This window comes from Allobosea sp. RIT-PG3_2, assembly GCF_057321085.1.
The window spans coordinates 115613-130365 of sequence record NZ_JBXWCA010000005.1 but is presented as its reverse complement, the minus strand read 5'-3'; the positions used below and the strand labels follow the sequence as shown (position 1 = coordinate 130365).

At 67.8% G+C, this 14753-nt stretch carries 15 protein-coding genes; 6 read left to right on the top strand and 9 right to left on the bottom strand.

Going from position 1 to position 14753, the window contains the following annotated elements:
- Positions 1-265: 265 nt before the first annotated feature.
- A complete protein-coding gene (locus tag AC2FAN_RS16340) occupies positions 266-1939 on the top strand; it encodes an SPOR domain-containing protein (RefSeq protein WP_485175382.1) in 1674 nt (557 codons plus the stop codon).
- 55 nt (positions 1940-1994) lie between these two features.
- On the opposite strand, the gene AC2FAN_RS16335 is transcribed toward AC2FAN_RS16340, so the two are convergent.
- Entirely contained in the window at positions 1995-2714 is a 720-nt protein-coding gene (locus AC2FAN_RS16335; protein WP_265053704.1) for a DnaJ domain-containing protein, read from the bottom strand.
- The gene (locus tag AC2FAN_RS16330) at positions 2711-3451 is read right to left on the bottom strand and encodes a VWA domain-containing protein (RefSeq protein ID WP_485175380.1); all 741 of its coding nucleotides are present in this window, start codon (positions 3449-3451) and stop codon (positions 2711-2713) included. The genes AC2FAN_RS16335 and AC2FAN_RS16330 overlap by 4 nt, the downstream gene beginning before the upstream one ends.
- A 246-nt stretch (positions 3452-3697) precedes the next feature.
- On the opposite strand from AC2FAN_RS16330, the gene panC reads away from it, so the two are divergent.
- The gene (panC, locus tag AC2FAN_RS16325) at positions 3698-4546 is read left to right on the top strand and encodes a pantoate--beta-alanine ligase (RefSeq protein WP_485175378.1); all 849 of its coding nucleotides are present in this window, start codon (positions 3698-3700) and stop codon (positions 4544-4546) included.
- A 102-nt stretch (positions 4547-4648) separates the two neighbouring features.
- Here the strand turns inward: panC and AC2FAN_RS16320 are convergent, their stop codons facing one another.
- Both AC2FAN_RS16320 and AC2FAN_RS16315 read right to left on the bottom strand, forming a co-directional pair.
- Complete coding sequence (locus AC2FAN_RS16320) at positions 4649-5086, bottom strand: DUF1489 family protein (protein WP_485175376.1); 438 nt, start codon at positions 5084-5086, stop codon at positions 4649-4651.
- Between the two features lie 66 nt (positions 5087-5152).
- On the bottom strand, positions 5153-5509 hold the full coding sequence (locus AC2FAN_RS16315) for a VOC family protein (protein WP_476805709.1): 357 nt from the start codon (positions 5507-5509) through the stop codon (positions 5153-5155).
- A 33-nt stretch (positions 5510-5542) separates the two neighbouring features.
- On the opposite strand from AC2FAN_RS16315, the gene AC2FAN_RS16310 reads away from it, so the two are divergent.
- Positions 5543-6310 (top strand): SDR family NAD(P)-dependent oxidoreductase, encoded by a 768-nt coding sequence (locus AC2FAN_RS16310; RefSeq protein ID WP_485175373.1) that lies wholly within the window; start codon positions 5543-5545, stop codon positions 6308-6310.
- Entirely contained in the window at positions 6307-7146 is an 840-nt protein-coding gene (locus tag AC2FAN_RS16305) for an aminoglycoside phosphotransferase family protein (RefSeq protein WP_485175371.1), read from the top strand. The genes AC2FAN_RS16310 and AC2FAN_RS16305 overlap by 4 nt, the downstream gene beginning before the upstream one ends.
- A 171-nt stretch (positions 7147-7317) precedes the next feature.
- On the opposite strand, the gene AC2FAN_RS16300 is transcribed toward AC2FAN_RS16305, so the two are convergent.
- The 3 genes from AC2FAN_RS16300 to AC2FAN_RS16290 all read right to left on the bottom strand — a co-directional run bounded on the left by AC2FAN_RS16300 (position 7318) and on the right by AC2FAN_RS16290 (position 10892).
- Entirely contained in the window at positions 7318-9303 is a 1986-nt protein-coding gene (locus tag AC2FAN_RS16300) for an acetyl/propionyl/methylcrotonyl-CoA carboxylase subunit alpha (protein ID WP_485175369.1), read from the bottom strand.
- Positions 9304-9334: 31 nt separating this feature from the next.
- Positions 9335-10021, bottom strand: coding sequence for a cation efflux transmembrane domain-containing protein (locus AC2FAN_RS16295; protein WP_485175367.1), 687 nt, complete (start codon positions 10019-10021; stop codon positions 9335-9337).
- A gap of 109 nt (positions 10022-10130) precedes the next feature.
- Complete coding sequence (locus AC2FAN_RS16290) at positions 10131-10892, bottom strand: SDR family oxidoreductase (RefSeq protein WP_485175365.1); 762 nt, start codon at positions 10890-10892, stop codon at positions 10131-10133.
- Positions 10893-11045: 153 nt separating this feature from the next.
- Between AC2FAN_RS16290 and AC2FAN_RS16285 the strand changes: the two genes are divergently transcribed.
- Positions 11046-12131: a Kelch repeat-containing protein gene (locus AC2FAN_RS16285; RefSeq protein WP_485175363.1), complete on the top strand. Its 1086-nt coding sequence runs from the start codon at positions 11046-11048 to the stop codon at positions 12129-12131.
- Between the two features lie 27 nt (positions 12132-12158).
- On the opposite strand, the gene AC2FAN_RS16280 is transcribed toward AC2FAN_RS16285, so the two are convergent.
- Both AC2FAN_RS16280 and AC2FAN_RS16275 read right to left on the bottom strand, forming a co-directional pair.
- Positions 12159-13058: a dihydrodipicolinate synthase family protein gene (locus AC2FAN_RS16280; protein ID WP_485175361.1), complete on the bottom strand. Its 900-nt coding sequence runs from the start codon at positions 13056-13058 to the stop codon at positions 12159-12161.
- A 68-nt stretch (positions 13059-13126) separates the two neighbouring features.
- A complete protein-coding gene (locus AC2FAN_RS16275; protein ID WP_485175359.1) occupies positions 13127-13753 on the bottom strand; it encodes a LysE/ArgO family amino acid transporter in 627 nt (208 codons plus the stop codon).
- A gap of 68 nt (positions 13754-13821) precedes the next feature.
- On the opposite strand from AC2FAN_RS16275, the gene AC2FAN_RS16270 reads away from it, so the two are divergent.
- On the top strand, positions 13822-14727 hold the full coding sequence (locus AC2FAN_RS16270; protein ID WP_485175357.1) for a LysR family transcriptional regulator ArgP: 906 nt from the start codon (positions 13822-13824) through the stop codon (positions 14725-14727).
- Positions 14728-14753: the final 26 nt, after the last annotated feature.

Sequence of the window (14753 nt, the reverse complement as noted above, 5' to 3'; positions counted from 1 at the left end):
TAGGTGAATGGGCCATACGGCCGGATGTATCGCCCCAAGGTCGTATGAAGAGATCATCACCGGGGACTGCCCGTATATTGTGCATTGCAACATGAATGTCAAGAGAACGCTGCAATGCACCAAACGCAGATCGTTCCGATCGCAACCGTTCAAGTTTTAACGGCTCCGTAACCGCATCCACCTAACCTCCTTCTACTGTGTCCTGCGCGCCACGATGGAGCCGGCAGCGGGGCAGAACCAAACAGTACGAGTTCGAGGCGAGTTCATGGTTCTGGGTTGCGTTGGGTTTCAGCGGCCGCGTCTGCGGGCCGTCGTCGGGCTGATCGGCATCGCCGCTGTGGCGGCGACGATCGCGACCTCCCCTGCCGAGGCGCGCAAGCGCCGTCATCACGCAGGAGGCGGCGGCTACACGCCGCCCTATGCCGCGATGGTGGTCGACGCCAGGAGCGGCCGGACCTTGCACGCGGTCAACGAGGATGCCGCCCGCATCCCGGCCTCGCTCACCAAGGTCATGACGCTCTATATGCTGTTCGAGCAGATGGAGCGCGGCCGCTTCTCGATGGATTCCGAGCTCAAGGTCTCGTCCTATGCGGCCTCGCAGCCACCGACCAAGCTAGGCCTCCGCGCCGGTTCGACCATCTCGGTCGAGGACGCGATCAAGAGCATGATCACGCTCTCGGCCAATGACTCCTCCGTCGTCGTCGCCGAGAACATCGCCGGCTCCGAGGAGGCCTTCGCCGATCAGATGACGCGCAGGGCACGCGCGCTCGGAATGGGCTCGACCCGGTTCTACAATCCTCACGGCCTGCCGCATTCCCCGCCCAACCTGACCACGGCACGCGATCTCACCATCCTCGCCCGCGCCCTGCAGGAGCGCTTTCCGAAATACTATCCGCTGTTTTCGATGCGCGCCTTCCAGTACGGCAGCCGCACCATCCGCGGCCATAACCGCCTGCTCGGCAAGGTCGAGGGCGTCGACGGCATCAAGACCGGCTATACCCGCGCCTCCGGCTTCAACCTGATGACCTCGGCGAAGGCGGAAGGCCGCCACATCGTCTCGGTCGTGCTCGGCGGCCGCTCCGGCGCCTCCCGCGACAAGATCATGACCGATCTCGTGCTGGCCAGCCTGCCCCGCGCCACGACCAGCGGCCGTTCCTCCGTGATGGTCGCCGAGGCGCCCGAGCCGGAAGAGCGCCCGCGCATGGAAGAGCGTCCACGCGCCGTAGCGGTTCAGCAGGCCGCCGTCGCCGAGCCGATGCCGGTCCCGGTGCCGGTGCCGCGTCCGCGCCAGCAGGTCGAGGAGCAGCAGCCCCTGCCGGCCGCCGCCCGCGCCTATGCGCCTATGCCGACGACGACTCCGATCGCCCCGCCGCGTCCGGTCGCTACCGCCGGCCAGCCGGTCCAGCTCTCCGGCATGCGGCCGGTCGCCGCGACCACGACGCCATCAGCCATGCGCTGGTCGATCGGCGCCCAGCCGGCCGATGCCAAGGTCCTGCGTCCGCCGGCGAATGTCGACGTCACCTCCTCGATCGCCAGGGCGCCGGAACCCGTCGCCGAGCCGGTGAAGGTCGCCGACGCCACGATCGAAGTTCCGGCCACCAGCGTCGCCCGCAAGGCAGAGGCCGCCCCGGCCAAGGTGCAGGCTCCCGAGCCCACCCCTGCGATGTCCCACCAGGCCGCCGTCGTCTCCTCCGGGAAATGGGTGATCCAGCTCGGCGCCACCGATGACGAGGGCAAGGCCAAGGAAATCCTGGCCCGCGCCCGTGCCAAGGCTATCGGCTCGCTCGCCAGCGCCTCGCCCTTCACCGAGAAGGTCGAGAAGGGCGGCTCCACGCTCTTCCGTGCCCGCTTCGCCGGCTTCGACGACTCGAAGGACGCGCAGAACGCCTGCACGCAGCTGAAGCGCGGCGGCTTCTCCTGCTTCGCAACCCGCAGCTGATCGGTCAGGGAAAGGAGTTCCCGCCATGTCGCAGACGCACTTCCCGAACCCCTCGCTATCGCTGCTTCACAAGGACGTCCTTGGCCTGGTTGACGCGAGCGGCAAGACCGCTGGTGCCCCCGGCGTCCGGGTGGATGCGCTTCATCAGAGCCCGGTGGGCTTCGCGGATCGCCTCCTCGCCCGCCCCCGGCTGAAGCCCCAGGATCTCGTAGGCCTCCTGCTGCGTCATCGCGCCCGTGCCCGGCGTGCCGCCCTGCCCCGTGTCGCCGTCACGCTGAGCGTCTTCACGCCAGCCGGGCGACCGGCGGTCGAGATATGCCTCTAGCAGGCGTGCCCCATCCGGGTCGCGCGCCAGGCATTCGCGCAGCAGCGCGCTGATATCGGCCATGCCCAGGCCGTCGAGGTCGCGGCCGGCATAGGCGCCGGCCTTGACCCGACCCTTCATAGCGCCGCTGTCGTGGTCGAGCTCCATATCCAGCAGCGCGGACTGCACTTGCGAGGTCGTACCCGCCGTCGGGCCGCTCCGATCGGCCCAGGGGAAGCGAATGCCCCCCGGTCCCGTCGCGCTCCAGCCGAGCAGCCAAGCGCCGACACCACCGAGAAAGATCGCCATGTCCAGCCGGCCGCGCACCATCAGGAGCCCGGCGACGCCGAGCGAGGCCACGCCCCCGACCGTCTTCGCCAGCCGCGCCACGACCTTAGGGTTGGCGCCGGCGAACAGCTTCACCAGCCACCAGATCAGGATCAGGACGGCAACGCCGTAGAGCAGGCTCACCGCCGGCCTCCATCCATGGCCGCGATCAGCCCCTTCACCGCGGGGCTCGATCCGGCTAGCCGCAGCATCGCCTCGCGCCCCCCAGTTGCATAGGCGGCCGCTCCGCGCAGAAGCTCGAGAAGCGAGGCAGGTGCGTTAACGTCAAAACGCGCATGCGCCCCACCCGTCAGCCGCGCGATCGTCGCGAAGGCCGCGCTTGCCGCCGGCTCCTGCCCTTCCTGAAAGACGAAGCCGCGGATGCCGCGCAGGCCAAGCTCGCCGGCCAGAGCCGCGAGGGCATCGACATCCTCCTCCATCGCGTCGCCGACGAAGACGAAAGCGCGTAGCGGCACGCTCTTCGCCTCATCGCGGACATGGCGCAGCACGCGCGCGATCTGCGTCTGCCCGCCCTCGCAGGCGATCCTGCGCATCAGCCCGGTCAGCCGCTCGGGCTCGCCGACCCAGCCGGAGGCACGGCACTCGCCGATGCCCCGGAAATAGACCAGTTGCACCGCGAGCCCACCGCTCTGCCCGGTCACCTCGAACATGCGCGCCTGCAGCGAGCAGGCGAGGTCCCAGCTCGGTTGGCGGCTCATCGTGGCGTCGAGGGCGAAGACGAGCCGACCCGCCTGCCCCGTCGCCAACGGCGCCAGCCGCTTCGCCGCGCCGAGAAAACGGTCGATCTCGCCCGGCTGCGAATGTTCGGCTGGCGCGGTCGCAGCAGCCTTGCCGACGGCACGCTCGTTCCTGTCGCTCATCAATCCCTTCGATCCGGCTGAATCGTTCTCATCCTCCTGATATTGGCCATCGCCGCCGCATTTGCTACCCGTCCCGGACAGGGGTTGGCCTGTTCCTCTCGGCCCTCATCCTGAGGAGCGGACGAAGTCCGCGTCTCGAAGGCTGTTTCAGATGGTTCCGCAACCTCCTGAAGCACCCTGCGAGACGCTGCCATGCGGCCCTCACGATGCAGGCCGAAGATCGACGCAGACGAGAAAGAGAAGGCCATGGCTGGGATCACGATTTTCGAGACGGTCGCCGCAATGCGCGAGGCCGTCGCCGGCTGGCATGCGGCCGGCGAGAAGGTCGCGCTGGTGCCGACCATGGGCGCGCTCCACGAGGGCCACATCGCGCTGGTCACTGAGGGCCAGCGCCATGCGCGGCGCGTCATCGTCTCGATCTTCGTCAACCCGACGCAGTTCGCGCCGCATGAGGACTTCAAGAAATATCCGCGCACCTTCGACGACGACTGCGCCAAGCTTGTCGCGGCCGGTGCGGATGCGGTGTTCTTCCCCCCGGTCGAGGAGATGTATCCGGCCGGCTTCGCCACCCGCGTGCTGCTGCTCGGCCCGGCTGCCGTCGGTTTGGAGGATCGCTTCCGCCCGACGCATTTCGAGGGCGTGGCCACGGTCTGCTGCAAGCTCTTCACGCAATCGCGCGCCGATTTCGCGATCTTCGGCGAGAAGGACTACCAGCAGCTCAAGGTCGTCACCCGCATGGCTGGTGATCTCGACCTCGGCATCACCGTCGTTCCGCTCGCGACGATCCGCGAGGCGGACGGTCTCGCCATGTCCTCGCGCAACTGCTACCTCTCGGCCGAGCACCGGGCATTGGCGCCTGCGCTTCATCGCGTGATGCAGGATCTCGCCGCGCGCATCCGCAACCGCGACGACCTGTTCAAGGCGGTCGCCGATGCACAGAACGCGATCATCACCGCCGGATTCGAGCTCGACTATCTGGAAGCGCGCCACGCCGAGACGCTGGCACCGCTCACCTCGCTGGCCGATGGCCCGGTGCGCCTGATCCTCGCAGCCCGCATCGGCAGCACGCGGCTGATCGACAACATCGCGGTGTGAGCTGGCGTCATTCTCGGCGCAGCGAAGCGAAGACCCGAGAATCTCCCGACTAATAACGCTGGTTTCCGAAATGGTCGGGTCAATCCCGACCATGACCTGCAACTACAGCAGCCCGAGCCCCGCCAGCTCCCGCCTCAACGCCTCCGGCATCTCGCCGACATCGCCGCCATGGTGGGAGAGATCGCGCGGTGCGTCCTTCGCCTGCAGATAGCGCCAGCCCTGGAAGGGGCGGAACGGACGCGGCTCGACCGGGATCACCACCGGCTCCATCACCAGATGGCAGCGGCCGATGCCGTCCGTATCGGTGAAGGGGCGGATATCGGTCAGGCGCTGGCGGGCCGAAACCTGCCCCTTGATCACCCAGTAAAGCGAGCCGCCATCGAGGATCTCCTCGATCCTCTTCGGCACCATGCGCGTGGTATGCGTCTGCTCTTGCGGCCGTCCAAGGCGACGCTCCAGCGCCATGCGCTCCTCGATCCATTCCTCGAGATCGACGATCGATTCCGCGCCGACGCAGAGCTTGAGAATATGAAGCGACATGGCGGGTAAAATAGGCTCGGCCAGACCGGTCGGCCAGCCTTTCGGAGGTTTCTCCACAGAGCTGGTTCAGGCGCGGTGCGCCAGCACGTTGACAAGCCGCCCGAACGGGTCGCGCAGGAAGAAGCGCCGCACGGCCCAGGGCTCGTCAACCGGCCCGTATTCTATCGCGAGGCCCGCCGCCTCGGCCTTGCGCAGCACGGCGTCGAGATCGTCGACCTCGATCGACAGATCGGGCACCGGCGCGCCCGAGCCGCCCTCGCTGGCGAAGCTGAGTTGCGGCCCGGCCCGCTCGCCATCCGCGGCGAGAGTTTGGATCCAGCCGTGGTTCATGACGGGGTGCATGTCAAAAATGCCGCCGTAGAATGCGCGTGCCAGCCCCGGTTCCCCGGTTGCCATGTTGGCCACGATGCGCTTCACAGTCATCCCGACCTCCCGATTGAGACACGGACGCTCCCCATGCGCGGACTAGCAGGCAAGGTCATTCTCGTCACCGGCTCCTCGACCGGCATCGGCCATGCGATGGCCGAGCGGCTGATCGCCGAGGGTGCGAAAGTGCTGATCCATGGCCGTGATCCCACAGAGGTCGATGCCGCCGTCGCCCGCCTCGGCTCCTCCACCCAGGGGACAACCGGCGATCTCGCCGATCCCGCGACGGCACAGGCCATCGTCGACGCCACGGTTTCCGCCTTCGGCCACATCGACGGCCTCGTCAACAATGCCGGCATCTATCCGCGCGGCATCCTGGCTGAGACCACCGCCGCCTTCTTCGACCATATGTTCGCGATCAACACCCGCGCGCCCCTGCTTTGCGCCGAGGCCGCGATCCGCGCTTTCCGCGCCCAGAAATCGGGCGGCGCCATCGTCACCGTCGGCTCGATCAACGCCTATTGCGGGCTCTCCAACCTCACCGTCTATTCGATGTCGAAGGGCGCGCTGATGACGATGACGCGCAACCTCGCCAATACGTTGGGCCCCGAGCGCATCCGCGCCAACCAGCTCAATGTCGGCTGGACCTGGACCGCCAACGAAGACGCGACGCAGCAGCGCGAGGGCCAGCCGCCGGGCTGGCAGAACCATGTGCCGCTCCGCCACGCCCCGACCGGGCGCATCATGCAGCCGGAAGAGATCGCCGCCCACACGGCCTTCTGGCTCTCGGACGACAGCGCGCCCGTCTCCGGCCAGATCTACGAGGCCGAGCAGTTCCCCATCATCGGCCGCGGATGAGCGGTCTTTCCCGGGCCGACTTCGAGCCCTGGCTGTCGCGCTGGCATCTGGTCCCTGACGGCAAGCCGGTCAGGACGCATGCCAGCCGCCTGCTGCCGGTCAGGCAAGATGGCGCCCCCGCCATGCTGAAGCTGCCCGAGGTCGAGGACGAACGCCTCGGCTATCGGCTGCTGGAATATTGGAGCGGCGACGGCGCCGCGCGCCTGCTGGCGCAAGGCGACGAGGGCAGCGCGATGCTGATCGAGCGCGCCACGGGCCGCCGGTCGCTCGCCGCGATGGCCCGAAACGGCGCCGACGACGAGGCGACCGCGATTCTCTGCGACGCCATCGCCGCCTTGCAGAAGCCGCGCGGCCCGGCCCCGGCCGGGCTGATCCCGCTCGAAACCTGGTTCAAGGATCTTTTCCCGATGGCGGCGGAGCACGGCGGATTGCTGGCCCGCTCGGCAGCGGTAGCGAGCGAATTGCTGGTGGCGCAGCGGGAGATCCTGCCGCTCCATGCCGATTGCCACCACGACAACGTGCTCGATTTCGAGGAGCGCGGCTGGCTCGCCATCGACCCGAAAGGCGTCATCGGCGATCGCGCCTTCGAATATACCATCCTGTTCTGCGACCCCGACCTCGCCGACCCCGAACCGCCCGTCGCGATCATGCCGGGCACCTTCGAGCGGCGACTGGCGATCGTGCTGGCAAAATCGGGGCTGGAGCGGCAGCGGCTGCTGCGCTGGATCGTCGCCTGGTGCGGCCTCTCGGCGGCCTGGTTCCTGGGTGACGACGACCCGCTGGCGAAGGTCAATCTCACGATCTTGGAAAAGGCGGCGGCAGCGTTGGGCCAATGAGGCTTCCGCTTTCCCAACCCTCGTCATTCTCGGACGGAGCGAAGCGGGGATCCGAGAATCTCAGGACAAGAAGGCTCGTGTTTCCGAGATGCTCGGGTCAAGCCCGAGCATGACGGCAGAGCCCTGAATCAAAACCTCAACCATCGCCCGCAAGCGATTCCACCGATTCACCTATTCGCCGAGCACCACGACCTTCGCGCCTTCGGCGACCTGCGCTCCCGGCTCGCCGACAACCTCGCTCACCGTGCCGTCACGCGGGGCGGTCAGCACATGCTCCATCTTCATCGCCTCGACGATGGCGAGCCTCTGGCCCTTGAGCACCGTCTCGCCCGGCGCGACGAAGACCGCGACGAGCTTGCCGTGCATCGGCGCCTTGATCACGCCGCCGGAGCCCGCAGCCGCATCGAGATCGACCGAGAACGGATCGAACAGCGACACGGCGGTCTGCCTGCCGCGATGAAGCGCGAACCAGATGCCGCCCTCACCCTCGGCCAGAGCGATCTCATGCTCGCCCTCGCCGATCTCGTGGCCGGGCAGGCTGACGCGCGCATCCTCGCCATGCCATTCGATCCGCGCTTCGATGCGCTCGCCATCGACCGTGAGCGGAAGGCCGAGCGGCTGGCGCGGCATCAGCGAAAACGCGTCGGGATCGAGCCAGGGTGAGCGCGCTTCGCCTTCCGCCCGGCCAGCCGCCTCGATCATGCCCGCCGCCTGGCGCTCCTCTTCGAGCTGCAAGGCAGCCGCCGCGACGGCTGCCGCATCGAGCGGCTGCGGCTCGGCGCCGAGCGCGCTGATGTTGCGGTCGATGAAACCGGTGTCGAACGGCCCTTTTCGGAAGCCCTCCGCCTCGGTCAGTTTCTTCAGGAAGGCGAGATTGGTGCGCGGGCCGGCGACCACCGTCTCGCCCAGCGCCGCGCCCAGCCGGTCGAGCGCCTCGTCGCGCGTCGCGCCATGGGCAATCACCTTGGCGATCATCGGATCGTAGAACGGCGTCACCGTATCGCCGGCCTCGACGCCGGTATCGATGCGGATGCCCTCGCTTTCCGGGAATTGCAGCGCCCAGAGCTTGCCGGTCGACGGCAGGAAGCCCTTCTCCGGGTCCTCGGCATAGAGCCGCGCCTCGACCGCATGGCCGTTTGCCTTCACCTCGGCCTGCGTGAATCCGAGCGGCTCGCCGGCCGCGACCTGCAATTGCAATTCGACGAGATCGAGCCCGGTGATCGCCTCCGTCACCGGATGCTCGACCTGGAGCCGCGTATTCATCTCCATGAAATAGAAGCGGTCGGCCCGCAGACCGTCGCGCCCATCGGCGATGAACTCGACCGTGCCGGCCCCGACATAGCCGACCGCCTTCGCGGCTTCGGTCGCAGCCTTGCCCATGGCGGCGCGGACTTCCGCGCTCATGCCCGGTGCCGGCGCCTCCTCGATAACCTTCTGGTGGCGCCGCTGCAGCGAGCAGTCGCGCTCGTAGAGATGGACGACATTGCCGTGGCTGTCGCCGAAGACCTGGATTTCGACATGGCGGGGCGAGAGCACGTATTTCTCGACGAGGACGCGGGCGTCACCGAAGGCATTCTGCCCCTCGCGTTGGGCGCTGGTTAGGGCGTCCGCGAACTCCTCGGGCCGCTCGACCTTCTTCATGCCCTTGCCGCCGCCGCCGGCGACCGCCTTGATCAGCACGGGATAGCCGATGCGCTCGGCCTCCCGGCTCAGGAAATCGACGCCCTGCTCGGCGCCGTGATAACCCGGCACCACCGGCACATCAGCCTTCTCGACCAGCGCCTTGGCGGCATCCTTCAAACCCATCGCCCGAATCGCCGAGGCGGGCGGGCCGACGAAGACGACCCCGGCCTTGGCGCAGGCATCGGCGAAGTCGGCGTTCTCTGAAAGAAAGCCGTAGCCCGGATGGATGCAGGCGGCACCCGCCTCCTTGGCGACGGCGAGGATCTTGCCGGCATCGAGATAGCTCTCGCGGGCCGGGGCGGGCCCGATATGGTAGGCATCGTCGGCCATCTGCACGAAGAGCGCCTCCGCGTCGGCATCCGAATAGACCGCTATGGTGCGCAGCCCGAGCCGCTTCGCGGTACGGATCACGCGGCAGGCGATCTCGCCGCGATTGGCGATCAGGATGGAAGGCAGCTTGGCGGCGATCGTCATGGCGGCGGCGTCCTCGAAAGGGTTGCCGCCTTTATAGCCCGCCCGCCGCGTCTGTCTGCGCCTTGTTGCGCAAACCCGGCTGGGCCGCTTCCGAATCCGGGCCCTGCCGCAGCGAGCGCCAGATCGCCCATGTCGCCTGGAAGCAGATCCCGGCGACGATGAGGTCGAACAGGTATTCCGGCCAGCGCACCGGCGCGACACGCGCGGCGAGCCCGACCAGCGCGAAGCCGGTCGTCGAGATCGCGTCGTTGCGGCTCGACAGCCAGGTCGCCTTGATCACCGGATTGTCCTCGCGGCGGAAGCGCCAGAGCACGCCGATGACGATGAGCGCTATGACGATGGCGCTCGCGGCCGCGAAACCGAGCGTCCACACTTCGATCGGCCGCGGCCGGACGATCTTGTCCCAGAGATCGTAGAGTGAGTGCAGGCCGGCGACGGCCATCACCGCGCCGATCGCGACCGCCGCCAGCCGCTCGGCCCGCGCATCGCGGCCGAAGACGATGGCGGCGATGCCGTAGAGCGCGACGTCGTAGACCCAGTCGACTCCGTCCTTGAAGAGCTGGGCATTGCCGATGGTGAGCGCCCAGACGACGGTCGCCGCCGCCTGGATGAGGATGCCGAGCGCGATGCCCCAGATCGTCAGCGTATAGGCGCGGGCGATGGAGGGGTGGGTGGCCGGGCCCGAGGCGGCATCAGAACCGTTGTCAATCGCGGCCATGCGACCTCCCGTCATTCTCGGGCGCAGCGCAGCGGAAACCCGAGAATCTCATCATCCATCTGGACGAGATGCCCGGGTCAAGCCCGGGCATGACGGAAGAGGGGTAGCCTCACCCGCGCCCGACGAGCGGGGCCTTGGTCGCCATCACCGTGACGAAGAGGATGTTGGCCTCCAGCGGCAGCCCGGCCATGTGCAGCACCGTGCTCGCGACGTGGTCGACATCCATCACCGGCTCGACCTTCACCGAACCATCAGCCTGCGGCACGCCGGTCGTCATCTTCTTGGCCATGTCGGTGAGCGCGTTGCCGATATCGACCTGGCCGACGGCGATGTCGTATTTGCGCCCGTCCAGCGAGGCGGTCTTGGTCAGGCCGGAGATGGCGTGCTTGGTCGCGGTGTAGGCGGCGGAGTTCGGCCGCGGCGCCTGCGCCGAGATCGAGCCGTTGTTGATGATGCGCCCGCCGCGCGGCTCCTGCGTCTTCATCGCCTTGAAGGCCGCCTGGGTGCAGAGGAACGGACCGGTCAGGTTGGTGTCGACGACCTTCTGCCAGTCCTCCAGCGAGAGGTCCTCCAGCAGCACGCCGCCCGGTGCGTTGACGCCGGCATTGTTGAAGAGAACGTCGACCCGGCCGAAGGCTTCATTCGTCTTCGCGAACAGCGCCTCGACCGAGGCCTTGTCGGTGACATCCGTCGAGACCGCGAGAGCCCGACCCTTGTCGGCGCCGGAGAGAGCGATCGTCTCCTCCAGTGCATCGGCCCGGCGACCGGCCAGCACGGTGCGGTAGCCGTCCTTCAGGAAGGCGATGGCGACCGACCGGCCCACGCCCGAACCGGCACCGGTGATGATCGCGACCTTGTTATGCCCAGACATGCGTTTCCCCGTGTTTCCTGCAGCCTAAATCGTTTGAGATGGCAACCGACCATAGCGGGCGAGAACGCGCGGGGAAACTGCGCAACCATCGGCAATTCATGCGCTTGCCGCCCGGCGCCTCTGCCTTATCGTTGTAGTCGGGAGGACGACGCGATGACCAGCCTGAACCGCCGCCACCTGCTCGCTGCCGGCGCCGCCACGCTCGCCGGCCCGGCGCGCGCCCAGCAGCCGGGGCACGAGCATCACGGCCCGCAATATGAGCGGCTCACCCAGCCGGGGCGGATCGGCAAGCCTGAGCTTGCGACGACCCAGAACGTCTTCGATTCACCCGCGCCGAAGGCCGCCACGCCCGGCCGCTGGACCGCCAAGGCGCCCTTGCCGCTGCCGCGCTCGGAGATGGCCTGGGCGACGGCTTTCGAAGACAGGATGCATGTCGTCGGAGGCTATGGCGAGCAGCGCACCGACCGGGCCTATCACCATGTCTACGATCCCAAGGCCGACAAATGGGATGATGGCGCGCCGCTGCCTCAGGGCGCCAACCATGTCGGCGTCGCCTTCCTCGACGGCAGGCTCTACGCCATCGGCGGCTTCCTCGAGCAGAACCGCAAGCCGCATCCGCGTTGCTTCGTCTACGATCCCAAGGCCGATCGCTGGGCCGAGATCGCCGCCCTGCCCCGCCCGGCCGGCTCGACCGCCGTGGTCGGCCTCGGCGGCGTGCTGCATGTCATCGGCGGCGCGATCGGCGAGACCACCGAGACGAAACGCTCGGTCGACTGGCATCTGGTCTATGATCCCAAAGCCGATCGCTGGAGCGAGCGCACGCCCCTGCCCACCGCGCGCGACCACACCGGCACGCTCGCTATCGGCCCGCTGATCCACGTCATCGGCGGCCGGGTCGATTCCTTCCACACCAACTCGAACCTGCACCATTCCTACGACCCGGCGGCGGACAAGTGGACGATGCGCGCGCCGGCTCCGACGGGCCGCTCCGGCCACGGCGCCGTGCTCTATCGCGGCAAGGTCTTCGTGATGGGCGGGGAAGGCACCAACCGCGTCTTCGGCCAGATGGAGGCCTACGACCCGGCGGCCGATGGCTGGGAGCAATATGCGCCGATGGTCACACCTCGCCACGGGTTGGGCGCCGCGCTCGTCGGCGACGCGATCCACGTCGCCGGCGGCGGTCCGATCATGGGCGGCGGCGTGCAGAGCGCGGTGCACGAGGCCTTCACGCTGGGGTGAGCCCCCTCGGTGCTTCTGCGAGGGCGCTTACTGCCTGACGGCCTCCAACGCTTCGGCGACGGCGTGTTCGACGGAGGCATCGAGCGGCTGGATGGGCAGTGGCGGCAAGCCCGGCCGGAGGCCAAGGCGCGTTGCGATGAGATACATCACGCGCAGGCTTCCATGCGCCCGGAACAGCGACCACAGAGGTTCGAAGGCGGCATCGGCAGCCAGCGCCGCATCGCGATCGCCGGCCCTCGCCGCGCGGGTCAGTCGCAGTGCAGCCGCCGGCAACAGACCGGCGACCACGCTGTACCAGGCGTCGGCGCCCGCGAGAAGCGCCGCAGCCGCTCCCCAGTCGCCGCTATAGCCGACCGTGAATCCTTCACGGCAGGCCGGGCGCAATCGGCCGATCTCGCCTGCAAAGTCGCCACTGCCGGGCAGCGGCATTTTGACGGCCGCGATGTTCCGGATCAGCGAGAGCCGAGCGATCAGTTCCGCCGAGAACGTGAAATGGGTCGTGCTGGGATTGTTGTAGATGCACAGCGGCAGGCCGGATGAGCTCGCGACGGCTTGGAAGTGCGCGAACACTTCTGCCTCGGTCAGCGGCGTGTATGAGACCGGTGCCAGAAGCAGCGCATCGGCCCCGGCCCGCTCGGCATCTCTGGCAAGCTCGGTCGACCACGAGGTTCGCAGGGATCCGATACCCGCGATCAGCGGAACGCGACCGGCAATCGTTTCCACGGCGGCGCGCAGCGCCCGCGCCCGCTCGGTGCGTTCCAGATAGGCATAGGTGCCAGTGCTTCCGAGCACGGCGATGGAATCGACCCCGGCCGCGACGAGCGGCTCGAGCATCGCGGCAAAGGCTTCGGTATCGACCACTCCATCCGCATCGGCGGGGGTCAGCGGAAATGCGGACAACCCGCTGAAAACCGAACCAGCAGTCATGAAAATCTCCGTTCGCGATGCGCGATCAAGCAGCCGATCCTTCTACGTCGCACCCTGAAGCGCGACGATCAATCGATCAGCGCGCCGCGGAGAAGGCTCACGGCAAGCGCCAGCATCATGAGGCCGATGCCGAGGTCGAGGATGCGCCAGGCCACCGGGCGCGTAAAAATCGGAGCAAGGAAGCGGGCGCCAAAGCCAAGCGAGGCGAACCAGGCAAAGCTCGCGCTCGCCGCCCCCGCCATGAAGAGAGGTCGTTCGATAGGCGGAAGGCTCGCCCCGACCGCCCCCATGAGCATCACCGTGTCGATGTAGACGTGAGGGTTGAGGAAGGTGAAGGCGGCGGTTCCTGCCAGTGCGGCCCCGAGCGTCATGCTGGCCTGATGGTCCACGATGAGCACTGAGGGATTGGCGGCCCGCCGCAAGGCGAGAGCGCCGTACCAGCTGAGGAAGGCCGCACCACCCAGGCCGAGAAGGAGCGACAGCCCCGGGACGAGAGCGAGCATGCCACCCAGGCCGCTGACCCCGGCAATGATGAGCGCCGCATCCGCCGCAGCGCAAAACAGGACGACCGGCCAGACATGCTCGCGTTTCAGGCCTTGCCGGAGGACGAACATATTCTGCGCGCCGATGGCGACGATCAGGCCGGCGGAAAGAGCAAAGCCCTTGGTGAAGGCAGGAAGAAGGGTGCTGGTCATGCGGGCTTGATGACGGGCGCCGCAGATGTAGTCTAACTAAACCTGCTTACCCTGAATTAGGCGGGCTAATGTTGGATTATCTATCTTTGGCGGCGGTGGCCGCGGTCGCACGCGAGGGCAGTTTCGAGAAGGCGGCGGCGAGCTTGGGCGTCACGCCCTCGGCAGTGTCCCAGCGCGTGAAGGGGATCGAGGAACGGCTCGGGGCGATCCTGCTCACCAGAGGCGCGCCATGCCGCCCTACCGAAGCCGGCGCCAAGCTCTGTGCCCATGTCGAGCAGGTCCGCCTGCTTGAAAGCGAAGTCGTCGACAACCTGCCTGGGCTGGCGGGACAGGAGCCCGGCCCCTCCTCGGTGAGGGTGGCCGTGAACGCCGATAGCGTCAGCACCTGGTTTCCGCAGGCAGCGGCGCAGTTCGCAACGGAAACCGGCGCGATGCTCGATCTCGTCCTCGAAGATGAAGCCCACACCGCGCAGCGGCTCCGCAGCGGAGAGGTCCTCGCCGCCGTCACGGCCGATCCTGCCACCGTCGTCGGGTGCAGGATCTATCCCCTCGGCGCCATCGAATATCTGGCCGTGGCCAATCCCGACTTCATGAACCGCTGCTTTTACGCCGGCGTCGACGCAGCAAGCCTTCAAAGGGTGCCGATGCTGCGGTTCGACCGCCGCGACGAGCTTCAGGCGCGATGGGCTCAGGCCGCTTGGGGAACATCCATCTCGCCCCCAACCCATTGGACGCCGTCGACTCAAGGCATGCTGGACATGACCCTCGCCGGGCTGGGCTGGTCGATGGCGCCCCTGTCGCTCGCCGCGCCACATCTGGAGGCCGGCCGACTGGTCGAGCTGCCGCCGCACACGCGGATCGCCGTCACGCTCTACTGGCAGCGCACCAGATTGGCCGCTCGGTTGCTCGACCGCCTGACCGAGGCCGTGCGATCGGCGGCTGCCGCGAAACTGTCCTCTGCCTCATCCGCCTAGGCCGAAAACAGAAAACTTCGGAGCCC